The organism is Ruminococcus flavefaciens MA2007 (assembly GCF_000621845.1).
Classification (GTDB): domain Bacteria; phylum Bacillota; class Clostridia; order Oscillospirales; family Ruminococcaceae; genus Ruminococcus; species Ruminococcus flavefaciens_E.
In genome coordinates this window covers 151791-178165 of sequence record NZ_JHXF01000010.1, presented here as the reverse complement: position 1 = coordinate 178165, position 26375 = coordinate 151791, and the positions used below count along the sequence as shown (strand labels likewise).

Sequence of the window (26375 nt, the reverse complement as noted above, 5' to 3'; positions counted from 1 at the left end):
AGGAAAAATATCAAAATGGGTATTCTATGTCTTTTATCCCTTACATTTATTGATACTGGGATATTTGTATTATAATTACATATAAAACATTCAATACCTAACGCAAATTAATATGGAGGTAAAAACAATGTCCAAAATAATCATGAAAACTCCGCTTGTCGAAATGGACGGCGACGAGATGACAAGGATTCTCTGGCAGTGGATAAAGGAAACTCTCCTTGAACCATATGTAGAGCTTAATACAGAATACTACGATCTTGGTCTCAAGCACAGAGAAGAGACTAAGGATCAGGTAACAATAGACTCCGCTGAGGCTACAAAAAAGTACGGCGTAGCTGTAAAGTGTGCAACTATCACACCTAACGCTGCAAGAATGCCTGAGTACAACCTCTCTCAGATGTGGAAGTCACCAAACGGCACTATACGTGCCGCTCTTGACGGTACAGTTTTCCGTACTCCTATCATCGTTAAGGGAATAGAGCCATATATCCCAACATGGACAAAGCCAATCACTATTGCTCGTCACGCATACGGCGACGTTTACAAGAATACTGAAATGCGCGTAAAAAAGGGCAGTAAGGCTGAACTCGTTGTTACTGATGAAAACGGCAATGAGACACGCGAACTTATCCATGATTTTACAAAGTGCGACGGTATCATTCAGGGACTTCACAACCTTGACGCTTCTATCGCAGGCTTTGCAAGAGCTTGTCTCAATTACGGTCTTGATCTCAAGCAGGACGTTTGGTTTGCTTCAAAGGATACTATTTCAAAGAAGTACGACCACCGCTTCAAGGATATCTTCCAGGAGATCTACGATAACGAATACAAGGAGAAGTATGAAGCAGCAGGCATAGAATATTTCTATACTCTCATCGACGACGCTGTAGCAAGAGTTATCCGTTCAAACGGCGGCTATATCTGGGCTTGTAAGAACTACGACGGCGACGTTATGTCTGATATGGTATCTACAGCTTACGGCAGCCTTGCTATGATGACTTCTGTTCTCGTTTCACCTGACGGAATCTATGAGTATGAAGCTGCCCACGGAACTGTTCAGCGTCACTATTACAAATATCTCAAGGGTGAAGAGACATCTACAAACTCTGTTGCTACTATATTTGCATGGAGCGGAGCCCTCAGAAAGAGAGGAGAGCTCGATAACACACCTGAGCTCTGCGCATTCGCTGACAAGCTCGAAAAAGCTACTATCCAGACTATTGAGGAAGGCGTAATGACCGGCGATCTTTATCTCATTTCCAAGCTTGATAACAAGAAAAAGGTTGATTCAAAGACCTTCCTTGATGAAATAAAGATCAGACTTGATAAATTAATGTAAGAGAGAGAAGGCATATAATAATGTCAAAGGACTCAATATCAAACTCTGTAATAAGAAGACTCCCTCGTTATTATCGTTTTCTCGGCGAGCTTGAACATAACGGCTATGTAAGGATATCATCAAGAGAGCTTTCTGAAAAAATGGGACTGACAGCATCACAGATAAGACAGGATTTCAACTGCTTCGGTGAATTCGGTCAGCAGGGCTACGGCTATAATGTCAGCGATCTTCGTCTTGAAATAGGCAAGATACTCGGACTTGACAAGCAGACTCCTATGATTCTTCTCGGTGCGGGAAATCTCGGAAAAGCAATTGCTTCCCATATTGATTTTCACAACAAAGGCTTTGATCTTATAGGCGCTTTTGATGTAAATCCCGATATCATAGGTAAAGAGATAGGCGAACTTAAAGTCAGAAGCACTGACGAACTCAGTACGTTCTGTGCTGAAAACAAGCCTGTAGCTGCTATTCTCTGCGTTCCTATGAATGCGGCAGAAAAGCTTGCGAGCACTCTTATTGAATGTGGAATCAAGGCGTTCTGGAATTTCACCCACTATGACCTGAAAGTAACTCATAAGGGTATCGCTGTCGAGAACGTTCATCTTGGAGACAGTCTCACAACACTTTCATATGGATTGAACAATCTTGAATCAGGCGAAAACAAATAATTGTAAAAGAGAAGCAGGTAACTGCTTCTCTATTTTATAATAAGTTGTGAAAAAAATATCAATCATTTGCAGCTATTATATATTATTTGGAATTATCATATTCGATATAGCTATCTATAATTATAAGCTTTGCATAAAAAATAAAGCTATATTTTTCTGAATAAAACAGCGCTCACGGTAAAAAAATCAAAGAATGACCACTGGTTTTTTAGTTTTATTTCCCTATATTATTACGTTTTGTAAGACTGATGCGATGAAAAATATACTGTTTGTTGCATAAATGCAATACCTATCAAATCAGTAATATAAAAATAAATATACTGTACAGGTATTATATAAATTATTTGTAAATATATCATTGTTAATTATATATCAATATCTGAATAGCGCTATTCTTAACTTGAATTTGAATTATTCATAATATGCTGTTATACTTATTATATGTGATAGTTTAAACTGTATTCTGATGTCTTTCGACACAGGATCCAATAATTTTCTGGGAGAGGATATTAAAATGGATTATCGCGTTGAACATGATTCTATGGGCGAAGTAAAGGTACCTGCCGATAAGTACTGGGGAGCTCAGACCGAGCGAAGCCATGAGAACTTTCTTATCGGCGTAGGTATCGAAACAATGCCGCGTGAGATAACTCATGCACTTGGCATACTGAAAAAAGCTGCTGCTCTTGCAAATCACGAGCTCAAGCCTGAAAAAATGACAGACGAAAAGCTTGCGGCTATCAGTCAGGCTTGCGATGAAGTAATAAGCGGCGCTCTTAATGAGCATTTTCCGCTTGTTGTATGGCAGACAGGCAGCGGAACTCAGTCAAATATGAACACCAACGAGGTCATTGCCAACAGAGGAAATGAAATTGCAGGTTCAAAGCTGCTCCACCCAAACGATGATATCAACATGAGCCAGTCATCAAATGACACGTTTCCGACTGCAATGCATATTGCGGCTGTTCTTGCTGTTGAAGACAAGGTCGTTCCTGCTATCGACACTCTTATAGCTACCTTTAAGCGCCTCGAAGCTGAAAACGAGGACGTCGTTAAGAGCGGACGCACACACTTACAGGACGCAACTCCTATCAAATTTTCACAGGAGATCAGCGGCTGGAGAGCTTCGCTTGAAAAGGATAAAAAAATGCTGCTTTCTGCTTGCGAAGAGCTTAAAGAACTCGCGGTAGGCGGCACAGCTGTTGGAACAGGACTTAATGCGCCAAAGGGCTTTGCTGACAAGGCAGCTGAAAAGATAAGCGAGCTTACAGGTAAAAAATTCATATCATCTCCCAATAAATTCCACTCTCTTACTTCAAAAGATGAAATAGTATTCGCACACGGCGCACTTAAAGCTCTTGCAGCCGATATGATGAAGATAGCCAACGATGTAAGATGGCTTGCTTCAGGACCTCGTGACGGTCTCGGCGAGATATTTATTCCCGAAAATGAGCCCGGCTCGTCCATAATGCCCGGCAAGGTCAATCCAACACAGTGCGAGCAGGTAACTATGGTCGCAGTTCAGGTAATGGGCAATGACGTAACAGTAGGCATGGCTGCTTCTCAGGGTAACTTTGAGCTCAACGTATTTATGCCTGTATGCGCGTATAATTTCCTGCAATCTGCAAGACTTCTTGCCGAATCAATAACATCATTCAACAAGAACTGTGCTGTAGGAATAAAAGCCAATAAGGAGAAAATGCATCATAATCTGCATAATTCTCTTATGCTGGTAACCGCTCTTAACCCTTATATCGGCTACGAAAATGCTGCAAAAACAGCAAAAAAAGCATTTAAAGACAATATTTCCCTTAAAGAAGCCTGCGTTGAACTCGGTTTCCTTACTGCCGAGCGTTTCGACGAAGTATTCCACCCAGAGGAAATGGTCTGATCATACAAGAAAGGAATCACATATATGGAAACCTTTACTTACTACCCGGGGTGCACTCTTAGAACAAAAGCTAAGGACCTTGATACTTATGCAAGGAAGAGTGCCGAATGTCTCGGTATAAATCTTGAAGAACCTGCTGACTGGCAGTGCTGCGGCGGTGCATATACCACCGCAAAGGACGAAATCGCTACCAAGCTCTCAGCAGTAAGAATACTTAATTCCGCAAAAGAGAACAACAGACCGCTCATCACAGTCTGTTCAGCCTGTCATAACGTTATAAAGCAAACCAATTACGATATTTCCAATGATGAGGAAATGGCAGCAAAGGTAAATAACTATCTCAAACTTCCGGAGCCATATAACGGAGAAACAACTGTTTATCATTATCTTGAAATGCTCCGTGATGTAGTAGGATTTGACAACCTTGCACAGAAGGTGGTTAATCCTCTTAAAGGCAAGAAGATCGCTGCATATTACGGCTGTCTGCTGCTTCGTCCTTCAAAAGCACTTGCAATGGACGATCCTGAAAATCCGACAATAATGGAAGACTTTATAAAAGCGATCGGCGGTACTCCTGTCATCTACGCCCAGAGAAACGAATGCTGCGGCGGTTATATAACTCTTGAGGACAAGGCTCAGGCTTCTAAGAGAAGCAGTGCTGTTGTACGTTCGGCTAAGGATCAGGGAGCTGATATGATAATAACAGCCTGTCCACTGTGTCTTTACAACTTAAAAAAGAACTCAGATGCAGAGCTCCCCGTGTATTACTTCACAGATCTGCTCGCTGAGGCTCTCGGCTTGAAGGAGGTTCAAAATGGATAAGAACTTAAAAGAACAGGTCCTGCGCTCAAGCGGAGTAAACGTGCTGAAATGTATGCGCTGCGGCAAATGTTCGGGAACCTGCCCTTCATACGACGAAATGGAGTATCATCCACATCAGTTCGTATATATGGTAGAACGCGGTGATATCGAGACTCTGATGAAATCAAAGTCCATATACAAATGTCTTACCTGCTTTGCCTGTGTAGACAGATGTCCCCGTAACGTTGAACCTGCAAAGGTGGTTGAGGCTGTACGTCTTGCAGCTGTACGCCAGCAGGGAAATAATCATATGAATCCGAATCAGATACCCGAAATGCTCGATGATGATCTGCCGCAGCAGGCTATCGTAACAGCATTCAGAAAATACATAAAGTAAGGAGAGACAGCACCATGAAAAGAATAGGCGTTTTTGTCTGTCATTGCGGTACTAATATTGCTGCAACAGTAGACGTCAAAGCCGTAGCTGAAGCGCTGGGGCATGAGCCTGGAGTTGTTATCTCTCAGGACTATCAGTATATGTGTTCCGAATCGGGACAGAATCTCGTAAAGAACGCTATTAAAGAACATAAACTCACAGGTGTGGTTGTATGCTCATGTTCACCAAGAATGCATGAGAATACATTCAGAAAGGCTGCTGCTTCAGCAGGTCTGAATCCATATCTCGTTGAGATAGCAAATATCCGCGAGCAGTGCTCATGGATACACAAGGATATCGCTTCTGCAACAGAAAAGGCAATTATCCTCGGAAAGGCAGCAGTTGCCAAGGTTCATCTCAATTCGCCTCTGACAGCAGGAGAGAGTCCTGTTGTAAAGCGTGCTCTCGTTATAGGCGGAGGTATCGCAGGTATACAGACTGCTCTTGACATCGCAGAAGCAGGCTTCGATGTTGATATCGTTGAAAAGAATCCTACTATCGGCGGTAAAATGGCTCAGATTGACAAGACCTTCCCGACACTTGACTGCGCAGCTTGTATCCTTACACCTAAAATGGTAGAGGCTTCACAGAATGAGCGTATTACCATACACTCATTCAGCGAGGTAGCCGATGTAAAGGGCTTTGTAGGTAACTTTACTGTCAAGATAAAGAAAAAAGCTCGTTTTGTTGACGAGACAAAATGTACAGGCTGCGGTCTTTGTACAGAAAAATGTCCAATGAAGAAAGTCCCCAACGAGTTCAATATGGGACTTGATAACCGTACAGCTATATACATCCCTTTTGCTCAGGCTGTACCAAAAGTGGCAACTATTGATCCTAACTACTGCATGATGCTTCAGAAGGGCAAGTGCGGTATCTGCTCGTCAGTATGCTCTGTAGGAGCTATCGACTACAAGCAGGAGGACAAAATAATCGAGCAGCAGTACGGTGCTATCGTAGTTGCTACAGGCTTCAATCCAATAAATCTTGACAAGTACGATGAGTTTGCATATAACCAGTGTCCCGACGTAGTTACATCGCTGGAGCTTGAGCGTCTTATGAACGCCGCAGGTCCTAACGGCGGCACACTGCTTCGTCCTTCCGACAAGACTCACCCTCACAAGATCGTATTCGTACAGTGCGTGGGTTCAAGATGTGACGACAGCAAGGGCAAGCCATACTGCTCAAAGATATGCTGTATGTATACTGCCAAGCACGCAATGCTTATCCGTGAAAAATATCCTGATACCGAGGTTTACGTGTTCTATATCGACGTCCGTACCCCCGGTAAGAACTTTGATGAGTTCTACCGCCGTGCAGTTGAGCAGTACAATGTTCACTACATCAAGGGCATGGTAGGAAAGGTAACACCTCGCTCAGACGGAAAGATAGATGTACAGGCTTCTGACCTTCTGGCAAACGAACAGCTCCATATCGACGCAGATATGGTAGTTCTTGCAGCGGCTATCGAGCCTGACAAGACAGCTCGTCCGCTGGCTACAATGCTCACAACTCAGATGGACACTAACGACTTCTTCACAGAAGCACACCCGAAGCTCCGTCCTGTAGAAAGCGCTACCGCAGGTATATTCCTCTCTGGTGCCTGTCAGGGACCAAAGGATATCCCCGAAACTGTTGCACAGGCAAGTGCGGCAGCCGCAAAAGCTATCGGACTTCTTGTTAAGAACAGCATAACCTGCAATCCATGTGTCGCTCATTCTGACGAGCTCATGTGCAACGGTTGCTCGTCATGCGAAAAGGTATGTCCATACGGAGCTATCACATATGTTGACAAGGAATTCAGAATGCCCGACAGAACCACTGCAATACGCAGAGTTGCAAGCGTTAACCCTGCTGTATGTCAGGGCTGCGGCGCTTGTACAGTTGCTTGTCCGTCGGGAGCTATGGACTTAAACGGCTTCTCAAACAGCCAGATCATGTCGGAGGTGGACGCAATATGCAAGTAAATGATAATAAAGATTTTCAGCCGCTGATCGTTGCGTTCTGCTGTAACTGGTGTTCATACGCAGGAGCCGATCTTTCAGGCACTAACAGACTTAATTATCCTACAAACGTTAAGATAATCAGAGTGCCCTGCTCATGCAGAGTAAACCCTATGTTCATTCTCAGAGCCTTCCAGCGCGGCGCTGACGGAGTTATCCTCTGCGGCTGCCACCCGGGAGACTGTCACTACACATCAGGCAACTACTTCACCAGAAGAAGAATGACACTTCTGTTCAGTATGCTTGATTTCCTTGGGATCGAACGCGACAGAACAAGAGTTGAATGGGTATCGGCAGCAGAAGGCGCTAAGTTCGCTGCTACCATGAACGAATTCACTGAGGCTGTCAAAAAGCTGGGACCAAACCGCAGATTGGAGGACCTGAGATGCAGGAAGCAATGATTAATAAGGCAAAACAGCTTCTGGCTGACGGTACTGTTGACCGCGTTATCGGCTGGAAAAGGGGAGAATTTGCTTATGATATCACCCCTGCTGTTTTTGAAACTGCCGAAGAACTCGAAAAAGAGTTCGTTTTTGATGATTTTACAGCTGCAAATGTATCCAAGTACCTCGTTAAGGAGAGTAAAAAAGAAGGCAGGATACTTGCTTTTCTGAAGCCCTGCGATACATACAGCTTCAACCAGCTCACTAAGGAGCACAGAGTTGTACGCGAGAACGTTTACATCGTTGGTATCCCCGGAGGTCCTAAGCTCGACGCAGAAAAGATAAAGGCTAAGGGCATTACAGGCATACTCGGCGTAAAGAACGAGAATTACACTCTGAAAATAGATACCGTTTACGGCGAGGAGACAATGCCTTTCTATGAGGCTATCCTTGATAAGTGCGCGACCTGCAAGAGCAAAAAGCACGTTGTCTATGACGAGCTCATAGGTGACGAGGGTGAAGTCCTTGACTCAAATCGCTTCGATATGGTCGAGAAGCTTGAAAATATGACTGCTCAGGAACGCTACGACTTCTGGCGCGGAGAGCTTTCAAAGTGCATTCGCTGCAATGCGTGCAGAAACGTCTGTCCGGCCTGCACTTGCGAGAAGTGCGTATTCGATAACCCGAACTCAGGCGTAGAGAACAAGGCTCCTGCCGACAGCTTTGAGGAGAATATGTTCCATATAATCCGTGCATTCCACGTAGCAGGAAGATGTACAGACTGCGGCGAGTGTTCAAGAGTATGCCCACAGCATATTCCGCTTCACCTTCTGAATCGCAAGTTCATAAAGGATATAAACTCCCTTTACGGCGAATATCAGGCAGGCGAGGATACCACATCACGCGCTCCTCTCAACGATTACAAGCAGGATGACTGCGAAGCGTCCGTAGTACACGAAAGGGGAGTTGAATAATGCTGAAAATATCACTTGATAAGCTTGACAAGCTTTTTGAAGCTATCTCAGCTTCACAGACTCTCTATATCCCTGTTGACCGTGAGGACGGTGCGGCTGAGTACAAAAAGTACGAAAGCGGCATGAAGCTCAGCAGTGCTCTCAATACTCTGCGCAGCGCAAAGGATTTCTTCTTCCCACAGACAGAAAATCTTGTCGATTTCAAAATGGAAGGCAAAAACATCGAAGTCATTGATGTACGTGAGGAATCCGAGGATTTCGTAATATTCGGAGTTCGTGCCTGCGACGCAAGAAGCTTTACAATACTCGATAAGGTGTTCCTTGCCGAGCCTGTTGACAGCTACTATAAGAACCGCCGTGACCACGGCACAGTAGTTACTATGGCTTGTGCACGTCCTGCCGAGACCTGCTTCTGCGGTACATTTGGCATTGACGCAGCTGCCCCAGAGGGCGACGCTGCCTGCTACAGCGACGGCGAGAGCTTATTCATCGAGGCCCATAACGAAAAAGGACAGAAGTTCATCGACTCGATATCTTCTCTTCTTGAAGAAGGCGACACAGCAAAGCTTGAAGCTGTTCGTGCTAAGACAAGAGAGATACTCAAAAAACTTCCTCTCGCAAACCTTACTACCGATAATTTCGGCGGCGACAAGCTCAATGAGTACTTCAATTCCGATAAGTGGGGAGAACTCTCCGAGAGCTGCCTCGGCTGCGGTACCTGCACATTCGTATGCCCTACCTGTCAGTGCTATGACATCAAGGATTTCAACACCGGTCATGGCATAAAGCGTTTCCGCTGCTGGGATTCATGTATGTACTCCGATTTTACAAAGATGGCTCACGGAAACCCGAGACTTACTCAGCTTGAGCGCTTCCGCCAGAGATTTATGCATAAGCTTGTGTACTTCCCGGCAAACAACAACGGAGAATTCGGCTGTGTTGGCTGTGGAAGATGCCTTGCAAAATGTCCTATTTCCATGAATATCGTCAAGGTAATGAAAGCATTGGAGGTAAAGTGATGAATAATGATACATTGATACCTTACATTGGTGTAGTTACCGATATAAGACAGGATACTCCCGATGTAAAGACATTCCGAGTTGTTTCTCCCGAGGGTGGCAAGGTTTTCGATCATATGCCCGGACAGTGCGCAATGCTCTCGATTCCCGGTGTCGGAGAGGCTATGTTCTCTATAACATCTTCTCCTACAAACAAGGAATTCATGGAGTTCAGCATAAAGAAATGCGGCTGTCTTACAACATGGCTTCATGCTATGGACGTAGGTCAGCAGATAACTATCCGCGGACCTTACGGCAATGCTTTCCCTGTTGAGACAGAGCTGAAAGGCAAGGACCTCCTCTTTATTGCAGGCGGTATCGGTCTTGCTCCGCTCCGCTCGGTCATCAACTATGTGCGCGACAACCGCGCTAACTACGGCGACGTACAGATAATATACGGTTCACGTTCTAAAGATGACCTTGTTGATTATAAAGAGATAATTGACGAGTGGATGAATGACACTGGTATTGAAGTAAACCTTACCATTGATAATCCGCAGGAGGGCTGGGACGGTCATGTAGGCTTCGTTCCTAACTATGTAAAGGAGCTTGATCCTTCCATAAACAAGACTGTTCTTATCTGCGGACCTCCCATAATGATAAAGTTCACTCTTGCAGGACTTAAAGAACTTGGTTTCAAGGAAACTCAGGTCTATACTACTATGGAGCTTCGCATGAAGTGCGGAGTAGGCAAATGCGGACGCTGCAACATCGGCAACAAGTATGTCTGCAAGGACGGTCCTGTTTTCCGCTTTGACCAGCTCGGCGAACTGCCCGACGAATATTAATAAGGAGATACTCGCATGGATAATATGTTGAATGTTTACCTGTTCGGCAAGAAGTACGAAGTGCCCGCAGGTCTTACAATAATGACAGCTATGGAATATGCAGGCTACGACCTTGTAAGAGGCTGCGGCTGCCGCAACGGCTTCTGCGGAGCCTGTGCTACCATATACAGAATAAAGGGCGAGATAGAGCTTCACGGCTGTCTTGCCTGTCAGACAGAGATTCAGGAGGGAATGTACGTAGCAACTCTGCCTTTCTTCCCGCTTGAAAAGAGGATTTACAACATCGAGGAGATAAAGCCCACTCAGCAGATAATGATGCAGCTTTATCCCGAGATATACAGCTGTATCGGCTGTAATGCCTGTACAAAAGCTTGTACCCAGGAACTCAACGTTATGCAGTATATCGCATATGCTCAGAGAGGCGAGTACGACAAGTGTGCAGAGGAGAGCTTTGACTGTGTAATGTGCGGAGTATGTTCGTCACGATGTCCAGCAGGTATTTCCCACCCACAGGTAGCTATGCTTGCAAGACGTCTCAACGGCAAGTATATAGAGCCTGAGTGCGGACATCTCTCCGACAGAGTAAAGGAAGTAAACGAGGGTATCTTCGATAAGGAGATCGAAGAACTCATGACTAAGGCAGTTGACAATATCGAAGAAATAAAAGATATGTACAACCACCGCGAGATCGAGAAGTAAGGAGGGGAGAGAGTATGTACAAGATAGATAAACTTAACGAGCTTGCAAAGGTAGTTGCAGCTAAGAGAGCCGAAAATGCTGCTCTTGAACCCAGACGTATGACAGCCGAGGAAAAGGACGAGCTTCTCGCTCATTTCCACCCCGATTACAAGCAGGAGGAGTTCACAGTTCTCTCCGCCGGTGTAAACAAGGGCGACAAAGTTCCTACACAGCTTGCTGAGCTTTTACAGGGCAAGAGCCGTATCAGCGCTTCTGACGTAGACCTTACTGCTCCTGATTATGAAACTGACGTTCTTATCATCGGCGGCGGCGGCGCAGGTGCTTCTGCTGCTATCGAAGCTGATGAAGCAGGCGTTAAGGCTATGATAGTTACAAAGCTTCGTATCGGCGACGCTAATACAATGATGGCTGAGGGCGGTATTCAGGCTGCTGATAAGCCTAATGATTCTCCTGCTATACACTTCCTCGACGCTTTCGGCGGCGGACATTTCGCAGCAAAGCCCGAGCTTGTAAAGAAGCTGGTTACAAAGGCTCCAGAAGCTATCCAGTGGCTCAATAAGCTTGGCGTTGAGTTCGACAAAGAGCCCGACGGCACTATGGTAACAACTCACGGCGGCGGTACATCACGTAAGAGAATGCACGCTGCAAAGGACTACTCAGGCGCTGAGATAATGCGTACTCTCCGCGATGAGGTCATCAATCGCGGTATCCCGGTTATCGACTTTACAGCTGCTATTGAGATAATACTTGATGAAAACGGCAGAGCTGCAGGCGCTGTTCTCATGAATATGGAGACCAAGGAGCTCCTCGTTGCCAAGGCAAAGACTGTAATTATCGCTACAGGCGGCGCAGGCAGACTTCACTATCAGGGCTTCCCGACTTCAAACCATTACGGTGCTACAGCTGACGGACTTATCCTCGGCTACCGTGTAGGCGCAAAGCTCCTTTATGCTGATACATTACAGTATCATCCAACAGGTACAGGCTATCCCGAGCAGATATTCGGTGCACTGGTTACAGAGAAGGTTCGTTCTCTCGGTGCAAAGCTTGTAAATATCGACGGCGATGTATTCATGCACCCACTTGAGACTCGTGACGTTACAGCGGCTTCAATTATCCGTGAGTGTACAGAGCGCAACAAGGGTATCGAGACTTCTCTCGGCAAGGCTGTATGGCTCGACACACCTATGATAGAGTACAAGAACGGCGAGGGCACTATTGAAAAGCGCATTCCTGCAATGATGAGAATGTTCGGCAAGTACGGAATTGATATCCGCAAGGAGCCTATCCTCGTTTATCCGACTCTCCACTATCAGAACGGCGGTCTGGAGATATCCGATGACTGTGCTACAGGAGTTGAGAACCTCTATGCAGCAGGCGAGGTAGCAGGCGGTATCCACGGCAGAAACAGACTCATGGGCAATTCGCTTCTTGATGTTATCGTATTCGGCAGAAATGCAGGTATCTACGCAGCCGCAAAGGCTAAGGAGACAGCTTCTCCTGCAAAGCTTACCCTTGCTCATATTGAGAAGTTCAATAAGGAGCTCGAAGCAGCAGGCGCTGCAAGCAATACAGCTTCACCAATGCTTCTCCCTCGTTACGCAAGAAAGAAATAATAAAACTATGGGACGTCGTAAAAGACGTCCCGTAAGTATGTATACTATAAAAGAAAGTCAAGTGATAAATAATGGATTGTTTTAACGGAATTCTGTCGATTCACGGCGTTTCCTTTCTTATGATATCAGTTATCGCCATAGCTGCTCTCGGCTATATACTCGGCAGAATAACAATAAAAGGCATTTCTCTCGGTACAGCGGGCGTATTCATTGTCGCTCTTATTTACGGCTGCGTTTTCTATAAAGAGCTTTCAGCCGAAATAAATACCGACTTTGTGGGAAATGCGCTGAAAATAGTTGACAACCTCGGACTTATACTCTTTGTTACAGCAGTTGGTTTCATTGCAGGACCTAATTTCTTCGGAAACTTCAAGAAAAACTTCAAATCCTATGTTATTCTCGCAATAATTATTATTTTAAGCGGTGGACTTGCCTGTGCAGGCTGCATTATGGTAGGCAGAAACTTTACTGACCTTAACAGTGAGGAATTCACTGCTATGCTGACAGGTATCCTTTCAGGTGCACTTACAAGCACCCCCGGTTTCTCTGCTGCAAAGGACGCAGTCGGCAGTGACCACTTACAGAGTATCGTTTCAGTAGGCTATGCTATTGCTTATATTTTCGGAGTTATCGGCGTTGTTTTATTCGTTCAGATAATCCCTAAGCTCACAAAGGCAGATATGGCTAAGGAAAGAGAGCAGCTTGCTCCGACAGCTAAGAAGGATACTAAAGAGAAGAAGATGTTCAAGCTCATCGAAATGGACAGCTTTGGTATCATGCCGTTTTCAATGGCTGCCTTTTTTGGAATAATCATCGGTTCATTCAAGTTCGGCAACTTCTCACTGTCAACAACTGGCGGCTGTCTGCTTGTATCCCTTATATTCGGACACTTCGGACGAATCGGAAAGTACTCCATAACGCCAAAGGATTCAACTCTCAAGGTATTCCGCGAGCTCGGACTCATGTTCTTCCTTATCGGTGCAGGAGTATCGGGCGGAGCTAAGTTCGTTCAGTATTTTGACGCAGTATACTTCGTATACGGCATGATAATGACTATACTTCCCATGATAATCGGTTATCTCTTTGCTAAATATGTTCTGAAGCTCAGTCTTCTCAACAATCTTGGCTCTATTACAGGCGGTATGACATCAACACCCGCCCTCGGAACTCTTATCAGTACAGCAGGTACAGAGAACGTTGCTTCTGCCTATGCAGCAACATATCCTGTCGCACTTATCTCAATTGTTCTGGTATCCCAGTTCCTGATAATCTTATTCAAGTAAAGAAAAAGCGCTTCCTTTGCGGAAGCGCTTAACCTTTTATTTTACACCGTACTTTTCTCTGTATTCAAGCATCTTGTCAAGATATTCCTTACCTGGAACAATATCGTTCTTTATTGCTTCAATAATATCCTCCATTGTAACGATAGGATATACGATAACACCAAAGTCACGCTTAACTTCCTGTACAGCAGAAAGCTCGCCTGTGCCCTTTTCCATACGGTCAACAGTTATTACCATACCTGTTACGTTTACATCAGCAGCAGTCATAAGCTTTGGCATAGACTCGCGCAGAGCCTTTCCAGAAGTCATAACATCATCGATAATAACTACTCTTTCATTATCTGTAAGAGTCTTGCCGACAAACATTCCGCCCTCACCGTGGTCTTTAGCTTCTTTTCTGTCAAAACAGTAGGAAACATCAATGCCAAACTTATTGCTGAGGGCAACAACAGCTGATACAGCAAGCGGGATTCCCTTGTATGCAGGTCCGAAGAGGGTATCAACTGGTATCTGATTAGCATTTATGCACTCCGCATAATATTCACCAAGTTTAGCAAGCTGAGCACCTGTTTTATAGTTTCCGCAGTTGATGAAGTATGGAGCCTTTCTTCCGCTTTTAAGAGTAAACTCGCCGAATGTAAGAACTCCGCAGTCCACCATAAACTTTATAAAGCTTTCCTTGTAAGTCATTTTATGTACCTCCAATATAGTATTATCGTTTTATGCTGTTATATTGCTTCATAGATATGACCGCAAAATGGACAGCGGGGATAATCAACGTCGATCTCTGCGCCGCACTCGATGCAGACCTTTTTCGGCAGAATATCAATTTTATCGTCGATATCCTGATTGTATTTTCCTGCAAAGCCTGTTGGGTGAGTCACAGGAAAAACTCCGATAAGCATACCGCATTCCGTACAGTAATATCCAAGCGTTTTATCCACGGGAACTTCGCATATTTTATTGTCTCCGTCATAAAACGTTGAGACAGGATATTCAAGTGAAGAGCCCTTTGTAGGAATACCGCGCTTTTCAATTTTAAAATAGCCTTTCATCATCGGTTTGCCGCAATGGAACAACAGATCATCCCTCCTTAAAACATTATAGTACTATTATAGTCTATTTTGAAACAGAATTCAAGCCGATACGCAAAAATAAAATAAAACTTCTTAAAAGTCTTGCAAACAGCAAGAAAAAGAGGTATAATATTAATAACTGCCGCAACGGCAAAATTACGGCGCATTATCCTGATTACAGGGGAGCGCTTTATTATATCAGGAGTTAATATGGCTAAAAAGAAAAGTATTACACGTATTTCAGATAAAAAGCGTGGCAGACCAAAGATAAGATTCAGCTTCTGGGGACTAATCGTTATTTTTATGCTCTCATTTGCAACATGCTTCATTCTTTATATGGTAGCCGCAAACTTTAACGAAAACTTTTTCAGCGATGAATTTGAAAAAGTAGTTGTCGAAGATAAAACGTCTGCCGAACAGAACAACGAAAGCTTAGGCAATTCATCTGACACTGAACAGATCGTTCAGCAGAGCGGTTCATCTGTGACAAATCCTATCGGCCAGTCTCAGCCAAAGGACGCTTCGTATCTCGGTTCATGCTGCCTTGTGACCGATAATACTCTCATAGATATGGGAAAGTATACAGGACTTACCGATATAATCGGCAGCGGTGAACTTGGTGCTGCAAACTGCAACACATATACAATGGATTCCTCATACGGAACAAAGACAGCCTACGAAATATTGCAGACCAAAAAGCCTGAAAAGGTTTATATCATGCTTGGAGATGACATCGGTACCTCTTCTGTAGACGATATGATCTCAAACTATACCGAGTTTGTAAAAAATGTAAGAGGATATCTCACCGGCGCAGATATCTATATCATGCAGCTGCCGCCGTCAGGAGAGGGAAGTGCTATCGACAACGGCGTCATAAACGAATTCAATACAAAGCTTTTAACAATTGCTAATACAAATAACGTTTACTGCATAGATACCAACACAGCTCTCAAGGGAGTAGACGGAAATATTTCAAAAGAATTTATTGACTCAGAGTCAGGAGCTCTTACTGAAAAAGCATATAAAACCATTGCTGATTACGTGCTTTGTCATACTGTATAATTTTTCGGTCAAACACTATATATAGTGTTTGACCGATTTACTATCTGTAGACCTTTTCAAAGCTCGAAATATCGCTAAAAGTCCATTTTATAAATGATTTATGCACATTTCCTCCAAAAACAAGCACCATTTCTTCTGGTTAGTTGTCTAAAGCTTACATTGACAATCTATGAATTATGTTCTATACTTATAAAGAACGATTGAAAGAGAGACACTATATATTGTGTTTGGAGGTATGATAAAGAAATGATAATCCACATTATTAAAAGAGACGGAAGAAAAGTTCCTTTTAATATAGAGAAGATCGCAAACGCTATCTTTAAGGCTGCACAGGCGCGTGGGGGTACAGATTTCAACGTTGCTATGGACGTTGCAGTCGAGGTGTGCAGATTGTATGAGGAACAGAATCCGGGAAAAACTCCAACTGTTGAAGAGATTCAGGATCTCGTCGAGAAAGTCCTTATCGAAAAAGGTCACGCAAAAACAGCAAAGGCATATATTCTCTATCGTTACGAGCGTACACGCTCACGTGAGATGAAGACCAATCTGATGTGCGTACTTAACGAGCTGACTTTCAGTCCTGCAAAAGACAGTGATATAAAGCGTGAGAACGCTAATATAGATGGTGATACAGCAATGGGTACTATGTTAAAGTACGGTTCTGTATCCGCTAAGGAATACTACGAAATGTATGTCCTTGAGCCTGCACACGCAAAGGCTCACCGCGAGGGCGATATCCATATACACGACCTCGACTTCTATACTCTGACTACCACCTGTACTCAGATCGACCTGCATAAGCTGTTCACCAACGGCTTTTCAACAGGACACGGCTTCCTAAGAGAGCCAAACGATATAGCAAGCTATTCAGCTCTTGCCTGTATCGCTATCCAGTCCAACCAGAACGATCAGCACGGCGGACAGAGTATCCCTACATTTGACTATGCAATGGCTGACGGCGTAAAGAAAACTTATGCGTCAAGATATACACAGAATGTCGCAAGAGCTCTCTCTCTGATAGGCGGAGTAGAGAACGAGTTTGAAGCAGTAGACGAAATAAAGAAAGAAATGTCAGAAAACTTCGGACTCAAGCCAACTCTTGCTAATGATAACGGCTACAAAGAAAAGGAAATGGAGCTTCTACTGAAGTACACCGATAAGGAAACTGCGGAGAAAATTCAGGCTTTCGCTACAAGAAATGCTGAAAAAGAGACCGACAGAGCTACTTATCAGGCTATGGAGGCACTTATCCATAACCTCAATACTATGAACAGCCGTGCAGGTGCTCAGACACCTTTCAGCTCTATAAACTACGGTACAGATACATCTCCTGAAGGAAGAATGGTCATCAAGAATGTACTTCTTGCTCAGGAGGCAGGTCTCGGCAACGGCGAGACTCCTATCTTCCCGATACACATATTCAAGATCAAAGAGGGCATCAACTATAACCCTACCGATCCTAACTATGACTTATTCAAGCTGGCTTGCAGAGTTTCTGCAAAGCGCCTTTTCCCAAATTTCTCTTTTATCGACGCACCATACAACCTCCAGTACTACAAGGAGGGCAATCCCGATACAGAGATAGCTTACATGGGATGTCGTACAAGAGTTATCGGAAACAACTATGATCCTTCAAGAGAAATAGTTACAGGCAGAGGAAATCTCAGCTTTACATCTATAAATCTTCCTCGTCTTGCTATCAAGGCAGACCATAACGTAGGTCTTTTCTTTGAAATGCTCGAGGAAAAAATGGAGCTCGTCATTGACCAGCTCATGCACAGATTCAATATCCAGTCACAGAAGAGAGTAAGAAATTATCCGTTCCTTATGGGACAGGGTATATGGATAGACTCCGACAAGCTCGGTCCTGACGACACAGTAGGCGAGGTACTTAAACATGGTACTCTCTCAGTTGGCTTTATCGGACTTGCAGAGACATTAAAGGCTCTTATCGGAGCTCATCACGGTGAAAGCGAAGAAGCCCGCGAGCTTGGTCTTGAGATAGTTTCTTCCATGAGAAAGCGTCTCGACGAAGAATCCAAGAGAACAGGTCTCAACTTCTCACTTCTGGCAACTCCTGCCGAGGGACTTTCAGGACGTTTTGTACGTATGGACGCCAAGAAGTACGGCGTAATCGAGGGCGTTACAGACCGTGAATACTACACAAACTCATTCCACGTACCAGTTTACTATCCTATCAGCGCATTTGAGAAGATCAAGATAGAAGCTCCTTACCACGAGCTCACAAACGCAGGTCACATCAGCTATATCGAGCTTGACGGTGATCCTCTTGAGAACCTCAGCGCGTTTGAAAAGATAGTTCGCTGCATGAAGGAATCAGGAATAGGCTACGGTGCTATCAATCACCCTGTAGACCGTGATCCTTGCTGCGGCTACACAGGTATCATCGGCGAGACTTGTCCTTGCTGCGGTAGAAAAGAACATTCCAACAACGTCGCATTCGACAGGATACGCAGAATCACAGGCTATCTTGTTGGTACACTTGACCGCTTCAACAACGGTAAGCGTGCTGAAGAGCATGACCGAGTTAAGCATGATGTGTAAGGTGATATAATGGAAATAAGAATTGCGGGAACCGTCAACGACTCAATCGTTGACGGTCCCGGAATACGATTTACTATATTTGTACAAGGCTGTCCTCATAACTGCAAGGGCTGCCACAATCCTCAGACTCACGATTTCGAGGGAGGAACTGTTACTACAACAGAAGCTCTCCTCGAAAAAATAAAAGGCAATCCGCTCCTTGACGGTGTTACGTTCAGCGGCGGAGAGCCATTTTGTCAGGCAGAAGCTCTTTCTGTTCTCGGCAAAGAGATCAAAAAGCTCGGACTTGATATAATAACCTATACAGGCTATACCTTTGAAAAGCTTTATGAAGAGCGCCGCCAGAACCACTGGGGTGAGCTCCTTGAAGTCACCGATTTCCTTATCGACGGACCTTTCATCCTTGAACAAAAGGATTGGGAGATAAAATTTCGCGGAAGCTCCAATCAGAGGTATATCAACTGTCAGGAGAGTCTGAAAAACGGTAAAGCAATCGAAACAGAACCATAAAACACAAAAAAACGGTTTCCAATGTATGGAAACCGTTTTTTATTTAGGTAAAAAAATCCGCCTTGCCGTCATATAGTGCATAAAACCCGCACGAAGCAGGTGGGTACCCGCCCTTATGCTTCTCGCTCCCTTCGTCCGCAAAGCGGGAGGTCTGCAGTCCACATACGGAGCTGAATTCCCTTGAATTATGTGTTGGATTATAAAAACTATATTTACCCGAACAAGGCAGAATATTTTCTTTTTCTATATATATTATACCATAAAGATTTCAAAAAATCAATAGCAAATCTATGTAAAATTATTAAAATTTGATGAAATTGTCTTATTCTTCAAGGGCGTCCTGTAATCTTTCCATAAAGAATGCAGAAACCGTTTCAAACTCGTCGTCATCATCAATAGAAGCAAGGATCTCTTCTCCGTCCTCTTCTATGGATTTAAGTATAACGAGCTCACAGTCGGAGTTAAGGAAATCATCATCTTCAACGGCAGGAAGCATAGCAAAATACTGCTCGCCCTCGATCTCTGCGCAATCAAAAAGTTCAAACTGTTTTTTATTTCCTTCTTCATCTATAAGCTCAAAGAGCTCAGGTGTGTATTCATTCATTTCTGACATAGTATTCTCCATTCCAGCTTACGCTATTTGATGTTTTAATTATACACTAATACAGTAAAAAAATCAAGAGGGAAATTGAGTAATAAGTTTATTGATAAAATTGTCAATGGGAAGTAACTTTCATTGTGATATACGCCGAATTACACTAAAGTTCCGTGATAATTATGTGATTTCTATTGACAATGCACAAGAAATGTGGTAATATATAATCAAAGAAAAGGAGAGCTCAGATGAGCGATCCAAGCTGTATTTACTTGGACTGAGGTGAAAGCCTCAATGTAAATGATAATACGCGGAAGGGAGTGTGAGTCCAATGGAAGAAAAGTTCGCACAGCTGCGTGAAGCCGGCGGGCTTGCTGAGTAATTGGATTCAGTGAAAAAGGGAATATAGGCTTCGTGCTTGTTCCATTGAAAATAGCTCAATATGGCTTTATAATTCGATTACAAGGCTGACGTATTGCTGATCTAAACGGCTTCATGTCCAACATATTTAGATACAGAGTTATCTGAAATTTCGACAATGAGTCTTTAGATATATTGCGAAAAAATCTTTCACAAGAGGTAGAGTCCAATGAGAAGATAGGTTATTACTTTATGAAATTGCAACTATCCGAGGATCAGATCGGATAAATACAACTTTATAGGTGATTCCAATGGAGAAAAACTACATCGCTTAATTACTTTTGAAGAAAAGGAATGATGTACATGAAAAAGTGGTACACATTGAATATCTAATCCGAAAGGGTGAGTCCAAAGGGTAATTTAGCAAAGTGATGAAAGTCGCTTTATATTATTAAAAAAACAGAATTTTTTAAGCCCCGATGTAAATCTGTCGGGGCTTTTCTGTTGAATACAGAGATACAATATATAAATTTGTATTTTTCTTTATGTTATCATATATTTATCACAAAAATGTTTATAATATAAAATAGTGACTTTATGTAGAAAGGACGAGCAGTATGTCAGACAATTACAATGATAGAGATCATCTGTCATCAGGCAGTACATCAAGTGATATATTTGGCAGCAACTCTTCTGACAAGACCGAGAATTCTTTTGACTACAGATCAAGCAATAGTGAAGCCCAGTTTGATTCAGGTTCATCATATGCTTTTACTTCTGAAAACACTTCAAAATCTTCAAAAAGGAAGGTAAATATTATCCTGAGGAGCGCAGTTGCTGTCCTCGCGGTTGCGGTATTATGTGCCTGTGGAGTAAAGGTATATAAGTTTTTAAGCGTTACCAAAGACGAATTGGTAGCCGAATACACTGGTGATCCATCACGCACAGTTACAAAAATAGTCGATGAAGAGAAGCCAAAGGATACCGATAAGAAACCATTGCCAAGTCTGATAGAGCTCGCTTCAAGGTCGGACGCAAAACCACTCCCCGATATAGTTGATTCTATTATGCCGTCAGTCGTAGGCGTAGCTTCGACCTTTGAGTACGAACAGGAACAGCCTTTCAGCATATGGGGCTGGAATCCTCAGCCGCAAACACAGCAGTTCAGAGCAACAGGAACAGGCTTCATAATCACTGAAGACGGATATATCGTTACAAACTCTCATGTTGTTTACGACGAGGAATACAAGGCAGGCAAAGCTGCTGAAGTTTCAGTTCTGTTCAGCGATGAATCAGAGCACGAAGCAAGTATAATTGCTTTCGATCCCGATACTGATATTGCAGTCCTTAAAGTCAACGAAAAAGGATTAAAACCAGCTGTTCTCGGTGACAGCGAAGATCTGAGAGTCGGCGAGCTCGTTATCGCTGTCGGCAATCCTCTCGGATTTGACCTGTTCGGAACAGTTACAAGTGGAATCGTTTCCGCATTAAACAGAAAAATAGACATAAACGCAAGAAAAATGAACCTTATACAGACAGACGCAGCTATAAACAGCGGTAACTCAGGCGGCCCTCTTCTCAACAGCTGCGGACAGGTAATAGGTATAAACTCCGCAAAAATGTCAACAAGCTACAGCAGCAATCTGGCAAGTGTTGAAGGTCTCTGCTTTGCTATTCCTATAAAGGAAGCTAAAGCCATAATAGATGACCTTATCAATTATAAATACGTTACAGGTAGACCTCGGATCGGTATCACTACAAACGATATCAGTGAAGCTCAGTCCCGTTACTGGAACATTCCTGTAGGCGTTTATGTAAGAACTGTTCAGGAGGGAAGTGCTGCCGATCTTGCAGGAATCGAGATCGGAGACGTAATAATCGACATCGAAGGTGAAGCAGTATCAACTGCTCAGGAACTTAACGAAATAAGAGATAAATATAAAGCAGGGGACACAGTTACCATTACAGTATCCCGAAACGGAAGAGATATCAAAATAAAAGTAACCCTGCAGGAAGTAAAATATGTATCCGAGGATATGAAAGATCCCAAAAGTGATCCAAACACTTCAGAAAACTAAAAGAAAAGTTCACTCGAAATGAGTGAACTTTTTATTTTATATCTTTGAGTAAGTTTTAGCAGTGAATTTCTCGCCATAAACAAGGAAGCGTTTATGTATTCCCTCACCGATGTCTCCTGCTTCATCATAAGCTTTTACAGAAAAAACAAGTTCTCTGCCATTTATCTCGATAAGCTCTGCTTCTGCGCAGACTTTCATATTCTTTGGTGTTGCAGATATATGCTTTACATTCATCTCAGTGCCGACAGTTGTTTCATCGCCCTCAAGGTATTCGGAAATACAGCTGCAAGCCGCTTTTTCCATAAGCATTACCATTACAGGAGTAGCGAAGACTTCAAGACTGCCGCTGCCTACATTTACTGCAAGCTCGCTGTCTGAAACAGTCAGTTCAGATGTTCCTGTGATTCCTTTTGTAAGTTCTTTCATAGTTTGCTCCTTAATCCTGAGTAGTAAGTTCTTCTTCGGGAATAGGCGAAGGGGAATACTCCTCCATTACAACTCTGTCGAGAGTAAGAATATCCAGCTCTTCGTTTCTCGGAATCTCGCTGTTATACTCATTAGAGTACACAGGCAGGCTTTCCATGAATCCGTTCATCTTTTCAATAAAGGCATCTCTTGGAGCGTCAATGATATTGAGGATAACATACGGAATATAGAAGAATGAGACCTCATTTTCAGGAATATAGGAGAAATCAGCGTCATAATTGCTCCAGAAGAAATATTTCTGCTGATAAAGAGTATCACAGTTAGTACCTGTAAGTCCAAGCTGGTTATATACGCTTGTTTCTCCTCTCAGTGACGGGAAATGATCTCCTACAAAGAAAACAAGTGTAGGTTCCTTTATATCATCAAGCTCCGAAAGGAACTTTTCAAGACCGTCATTTGTATGACTGATCCATGTAAGATAATTGCCGAATTCATCTTCAGGATCATCCCCCTGATCATAGGGCTGATGATTCTGCATTGTTGTAGTATGGAGATAAACAGGCTTCTTTGAAGTCTTTATCTCTTTGATTATCTGGTCAAATACAGTTGAATCGTCCACATATGTACCAAAATGCTCAACAGGAACGGTAAAATCCGTAGTATTGGTCGAATCATCGTGGAATATCATCTTTTCAAAACCAAAATGTCCGTATATTCTTGATCTGCTGTAGAAAGTGCTCTGGAACGGGTGAACGTAAACAGTATTGTAGCCCCATGCCTTATAATACTGAGCAAGTGCAGGCTGTGCACGGTCAGCAAGCTCTCTCTGCGGCATATTAGGAGTATTGAGACCTCTTACAGGGAGACCGAAAAGCAGCTCAAACTCAGAGCGTACAGTCCAGCTTGCATAAGTAGGTGTGATAGCGATTCCGCCTTGACCTTCGGATATGGCATTGTCAAATTTCTGATAGTATTTCTTATCAATATTGAGCTGGTCAAAAGCACGGAAATCAGCGTATGATTCGCTCATTATAACGATAACATTGGGCTTTTTGCCACCATTGAAGTCCTCGTCTGTATCAACAGGGATATCCATTATTTCATCAATGTACTCCTCGCTGTAGTCCTCAGGAACAACTATTCTGTTGGAATAGCTTTCGCTTGCAGTCTGAACAAGGAAGGCAAGAAAACGGTTATTATCAAATTTTTCATTGAGCTTGAATGCGTTAGTTGCACTTGTTGTGTCAACCTTGAAAGTCTTGTATACAGGATTGTAAAATGCAGGCAGGACCACAAGTGCTGCAAACGGCAGCAGGCAGCCGCAGCAAATAGCCACTCTGCGCATAGGAGTTGCTTTTAATTTCGGATTAAAGTACATAGCCACAGTAACAAAAAGCAAAACTATGGCATAATAGATAAGAAGCCTCGGCGTTATCTTGATATAGGCAAAGGAAGTAAGGCTTTTTACGCTCCTGAGAAGCTTCATATCAGAAAGAATAAGATGATTTCCGTTAGTTCCGTATTTAAAAAGCTCAGTTGTACTCAGCGCCATATATAAAATACTATGAGCAAGCATAGCGATCCAGCCTTTTTTGAAAATGCCAAGGAAGAAAGCAAAAACTACCGCCGTCAGAAGAATATCGAACAGAATAACAGTAGGTCGGTCAGCAGCAAAAACAAGGAACGGCTTTATGTACTTTCCCTGATTTATCTCCGCCATAAAGCAGATAAAAATAGGGAAGACAAGCATAAGAAGCGAATTGAATTTATGATACTTAGCCGTATTTTCCTCGCGCTTCTGATTGAATCTCCTGAATCGTGAAAAATGCTCCTTACCTTCTGATTTTGGTTCAATAGCAGCCTCTATAGGATCGTTTATATCTTTTATAAACGTCTTTTTATCTTTTTCATCAGATACATCGACGTTCACATTTATTTTTTTCTTCATACTGTTATCATCCTTTTTCAAACACAAATACTGGTATTTATATTATCTAACATTATAAATATAACATAATACGCCATAAACTTCAAGTTATCAAAAGAAATATCACCGTTTGTTCACGAAATTCAGCGCTTTAGTAATAGTGTACGGCAACAGCAGATGAAATTTGTGCATTTTGCGCACAGCTATTTGAGCCATCCCTTCTTTTCCGCATCATCAATAACCGATCTGATAAGCTCTGCAAGCTCATCAGCTTCACCGAAGTAATTCTCATTTCTCTTTAGTACCTGTTCTTTATGTATACCATGTTCCTGCCATGAAATACCGCCTTTAGTGTAATTGAGCATAAGAGGCTGCAAACGGTCAAGAACAGCTGCAAATCGAGCTTCTTTAGTGACGCTGTCCTCAAATTCGCGCCAAAGCTCATAAAACTCTGTGCACTGATCTTCGGGCAGAAGTCCGAATATTCTTCGTGCAGCCTTTTCTTCACGCTCAGCCTTAGTGGAGTTTCCGACAGCGTCATAGCAGTATGTATCGCCTGCGTCTATCTCAATAACATCATGCAGAAGCAGCATTTTTATGACCTTTGCAGTATCTATCTCCGAATTTGCATATTCTGACAGCAATATCGCCATTATTGCGATATGCCAGCTGTGCTCTGCGTCGTTTTCCTTTCTGTCCTCATGAAGTACGTAGGTCTGACGGTACAGATTCTTCATTTTATCCAGTTCTAATATAAAATTGATCTGCTTTTCAAGTCTTTCTTTCATACTTATCACCTCAAATCACCATTCCGCCGTTTACAGCGAGAACCTGACCTGTAATGTATTCAGCGCTTCCCGATGCAAGAAATGCAACTGCGTCTGCGATATGTCGCGGCTCACCAAATATCCCGAGCGGGATATCTTCCTTTATAAGCTCCAGATCTTCGTCCGAGAAGCGGCTGTTCATTTCCGTCATTATAAATCCAGGAGATACACAGTTCACACGTATCCCCGACGGTGCAACTTCCTTGGCAAGAGCCTTTGTAAAGCCTATCATTCCTGCCTTTGAAGCAGAATAGTCAACCTCGCAGGAAGCTCCGCACTGTCCCCACATTGAGGAAATATTGATGATGTTTCCTGATTTTTCATTGATCATATATGGCAGAGCTGCTCTTGCGCAGTTCATAGCGCCTTTAAGATTTATATTCAGTATTTTATCAGCTGAATCCTGCGAAATTGCCGTAAAAAGGTCGATATCCGAAACTCCCGCATTATTTACGAGAAGATCGAGCTTTCCGATAGTATTAAACGCTTCTTTTACAGCATTAACGTCCGAAACATCGAAGCAGACCGCTTCTCCACCTATGTCCTCTGCGATTTTCTTTGCTTTTTCAGCTGAATGAGCGTAGTTTACATATACAAAATATCCGTCAGCCGCAAGACGTTGGCATATTGCTTCACCGATACCGCCTGCTCCGCCTGTAACAAGTGCCTTTTTCATATATTTCTCCTTACTAAAGCGTTATTTAAAGTAATTATATCATAATATAAGCTAAAAATCCAGTCCAATACTTGAAATTACTGCGAATCCATGTTACAATATAAAATATATCATTATAGGAGTGTTTAAATTGGATCAGAAAAAAATTGATCGTATCAACGAGCTTGCTCACAAATCCAAGTCTGAGGGACTTACAGAAGCTGAAAAGGCTGAACAGACCGAGCTCAGAAACGAATACAGAAGAGCTGTAACAGGCAATCTCGCTGCACAGCTTGAAAACACATACATTATGACGCCTGACGGCAAAAAGCGTAAGGTAGGCAAGGGAAGGTGA

25 protein-coding genes and 1 other RNA gene are annotated in these 26375 nt (G+C 43.2%); 18 read left to right on the top strand and 8 right to left on the bottom strand.

Annotated elements, in window-relative coordinates; all coding sequences use genetic code 11:
* Window positions 1–127 precede the first annotated feature (127 nt).
* The 13 genes from T497_RS0107055 to T497_RS0106995 all read left to right on the top strand — a co-directional run bounded on the left by T497_RS0107055 (window position 128) and on the right by T497_RS0106995 (window position 13939).
* On the top strand, window positions 128–1339 hold the full coding sequence (locus T497_RS0107055) for an NADP-dependent isocitrate dehydrogenase (protein WP_028515019.1): 1212 nt from the start codon (window positions 128–130) through the stop codon (window positions 1337–1339).
* Window positions 1340–1359: 20 nt separating this feature from the next.
* Window positions 1360–2007 (top strand): redox-sensing transcriptional repressor Rex, encoded by a 648-nt coding sequence (locus tag T497_RS0107050; RefSeq protein ID WP_028515018.1) that lies wholly within the window; start codon window positions 1360–1362, stop codon window positions 2005–2007.
* A gap of 514 nt (window positions 2008–2521) precedes the next feature.
* Window positions 2522–3898 (top strand): class II fumarate hydratase, encoded by a 1377-nt coding sequence (gene fumC / locus T497_RS0107045; RefSeq protein ID WP_028515017.1) that lies wholly within the window; start codon window positions 2522–2524, stop codon window positions 3896–3898.
* A 24-nt stretch (window positions 3899–3922) separates the two neighbouring features.
* Window positions 3923–4720, top strand: a complete 798-nt coding sequence (locus T497_RS0107040; protein ID WP_028515016.1) for a CoB--CoM heterodisulfide reductase iron-sulfur subunit B family protein — start codon at window positions 3923–3925, stop codon at window positions 4718–4720.
* A complete protein-coding gene (locus tag T497_RS0107035; protein WP_028515015.1) occupies window positions 4713–5096 on the top strand; it encodes a 4Fe-4S dicluster domain-containing protein in 384 nt (127 codons plus the stop codon). Before T497_RS0107040 ends, T497_RS0107035 begins: the two co-directional genes overlap by 8 nt.
* A 14-nt stretch (window positions 5097–5110) precedes the next feature.
* Window positions 5111–7102 carry a CoB--CoM heterodisulfide reductase iron-sulfur subunit A family protein gene (locus T497_RS0107030; RefSeq protein WP_028515014.1) on the top strand — a complete coding sequence of 664 codons (1992 nt, stop codon included), beginning with the start codon at window positions 5111–5113 and terminating at the stop codon, window positions 7100–7102.
* Window positions 7093–7539, top strand: a complete 447-nt coding sequence (locus T497_RS0107025; protein ID WP_028515013.1) for a hydrogenase iron-sulfur subunit — start codon at window positions 7093–7095, stop codon at window positions 7537–7539. Before T497_RS0107030 ends, T497_RS0107025 begins: the two co-directional genes overlap by 10 nt.
* A complete protein-coding gene (locus T497_RS0107020; RefSeq protein WP_028515012.1) occupies window positions 7524–8495 on the top strand; it encodes a 4Fe-4S dicluster domain-containing protein in 972 nt (323 codons plus the stop codon). Before T497_RS0107025 ends, T497_RS0107020 begins: the two co-directional genes overlap by 16 nt.
* A complete protein-coding gene (locus tag T497_RS0107015; protein WP_028515011.1) occupies window positions 8495–9514 on the top strand; it encodes a 4Fe-4S dicluster domain-containing protein in 1020 nt (339 codons plus the stop codon). Before T497_RS0107020 ends, T497_RS0107015 begins: the two co-directional genes overlap by 1 nt.
* Window positions 9514–10341 (top strand): FAD/NAD(P)-binding protein, encoded by an 828-nt coding sequence (locus T497_RS0107010; RefSeq protein WP_028515010.1) that lies wholly within the window; start codon window positions 9514–9516, stop codon window positions 10339–10341. Before T497_RS0107015 ends, T497_RS0107010 begins: the two co-directional genes overlap by 1 nt.
* A gap of 15 nt (window positions 10342–10356) precedes the next feature.
* Window positions 10357–11040 (top strand): 4Fe-4S dicluster domain-containing protein, encoded by a 684-nt coding sequence (locus tag T497_RS0107005; protein WP_028515009.1) that lies wholly within the window; start codon window positions 10357–10359, stop codon window positions 11038–11040.
* Between the two features lie 14 nt (window positions 11041–11054).
* Window positions 11055–12656, top strand: a complete 1602-nt coding sequence (locus T497_RS0107000; protein WP_028515008.1) for an FAD-dependent oxidoreductase — start codon at window positions 11055–11057, stop codon at window positions 12654–12656.
* Window positions 12657–12775: 119 nt separating this feature from the next.
* Window positions 12776–13939, top strand: coding sequence for a permease (locus T497_RS0106995; protein WP_242839981.1), 1164 nt, complete (start codon window positions 12776–12778; stop codon window positions 13937–13939).
* Window positions 13940–13975: 36 nt separating this feature from the next.
* On the opposite strand, the gene pyrE is transcribed toward T497_RS0106995, so the two are convergent.
* Window positions 13976–14629, bottom strand: a complete 654-nt coding sequence (pyrE, locus tag T497_RS0106990; RefSeq protein WP_028515006.1) for an orotate phosphoribosyltransferase — start codon at window positions 14627–14629, stop codon at window positions 13976–13978.
* Between the two features lie 38 nt (window positions 14630–14667).
* The gene (locus T497_RS0106985) at window positions 14668–15018 is read right to left on the bottom strand and encodes a hypothetical protein (protein ID WP_028515005.1); all 351 of its coding nucleotides are present in this window, start codon (window positions 15016–15018) and stop codon (window positions 14668–14670) included.
* A 207-nt stretch (window positions 15019–15225) separates the two neighbouring features.
* Between T497_RS0106985 and T497_RS0106980 the strand changes: the two genes are divergently transcribed.
* The 3 genes from T497_RS0106980 (at window position 15226) to nrdG (ending at window position 19152) form a co-directional block, all read left to right on the top strand.
* The gene (locus T497_RS0106980) at window positions 15226–16077 is read left to right on the top strand and encodes a hypothetical protein (protein WP_028515004.1); all 852 of its coding nucleotides are present in this window, start codon (window positions 15226–15228) and stop codon (window positions 16075–16077) included.
* Between the two features lie 246 nt (window positions 16078–16323).
* A complete protein-coding gene (locus T497_RS0106975) occupies window positions 16324–18642 on the top strand; it encodes an anaerobic ribonucleoside triphosphate reductase (RefSeq protein WP_028515003.1) in 2319 nt (772 codons plus the stop codon).
* Window positions 18643–18651: 9 nt separating this feature from the next.
* Window positions 18652–19152: an anaerobic ribonucleoside-triphosphate reductase activating protein gene (gene nrdG, locus T497_RS0106970; protein WP_028515002.1), complete on the top strand. Its 501-nt coding sequence runs from the start codon at window positions 18652–18654 to the stop codon at window positions 19150–19152.
* A 50-nt stretch (window positions 19153–19202) separates the two neighbouring features.
* Here the strand turns inward: nrdG and ssrS are convergent.
* Both ssrS and T497_RS0106965 read right to left on the bottom strand, forming a co-directional pair.
* A non-coding RNA gene (gene ssrS / locus T497_RS17985) (6S RNA) lies at window positions 19203–19387 on the bottom strand.
* Window positions 19388–19474: 87 nt separating this feature from the next.
* The gene (locus T497_RS0106965; RefSeq protein ID WP_028515001.1) at window positions 19475–19765 is read right to left on the bottom strand and encodes a DUF1292 domain-containing protein; all 291 of its coding nucleotides are present in this window, start codon (window positions 19763–19765) and stop codon (window positions 19475–19477) included.
* 959 nt (window positions 19766–20724) lie between these two features.
* Between T497_RS0106965 and T497_RS0106960 the strand changes: the two genes are divergently transcribed.
* The gene (locus T497_RS0106960) at window positions 20725–22185 is read left to right on the top strand and encodes a S1C family serine protease (RefSeq protein WP_028515000.1); all 1461 of its coding nucleotides are present in this window, start codon (window positions 20725–20727) and stop codon (window positions 22183–22185) included.
* Window positions 22186–22221: 36 nt separating this feature from the next.
* Here the strand turns inward: T497_RS0106960 and T497_RS0106955 are convergent, their stop codons facing one another.
* The 4 genes from T497_RS0106955 to ymfI form a co-directional block, all read right to left on the bottom strand.
* Window positions 22222–22611 carry a thioesterase family protein gene (locus T497_RS0106955; protein ID WP_028514999.1) on the bottom strand — a complete coding sequence of 130 codons (390 nt, stop codon included), beginning with the start codon at window positions 22609–22611 and terminating at the stop codon, window positions 22222–22224.
* A 10-nt stretch (window positions 22612–22621) separates the two neighbouring features.
* Window positions 22622–24559 (bottom strand): LTA synthase family protein, encoded by a 1938-nt coding sequence (locus tag T497_RS0106950; protein WP_028514998.1) that lies wholly within the window; start codon window positions 24557–24559, stop codon window positions 22622–22624.
* A 182-nt stretch (window positions 24560–24741) separates the two neighbouring features.
* On the bottom strand, window positions 24742–25326 hold the full coding sequence (locus T497_RS0106945) for an HD domain-containing protein (protein WP_037324584.1): 585 nt from the start codon (window positions 25324–25326) through the stop codon (window positions 24742–24744).
* Window positions 25327–25336: 10 nt separating this feature from the next.
* Complete coding sequence (gene ymfI / locus T497_RS0106940; RefSeq protein WP_028514996.1) at window positions 25337–26041, bottom strand: elongation factor P 5-aminopentanone reductase; 705 nt, start codon at window positions 26039–26041, stop codon at window positions 25337–25339.
* A gap of 130 nt (window positions 26042–26171) precedes the next feature.
* On the opposite strand from ymfI, the gene T497_RS0106935 reads away from it, so the two are divergent.
* On the top strand, window positions 26172–26375 hold the full coding sequence (locus T497_RS0106935; RefSeq protein WP_028514995.1) for a DUF896 domain-containing protein: 204 nt from the start codon (window positions 26172–26174) through the stop codon (window positions 26373–26375).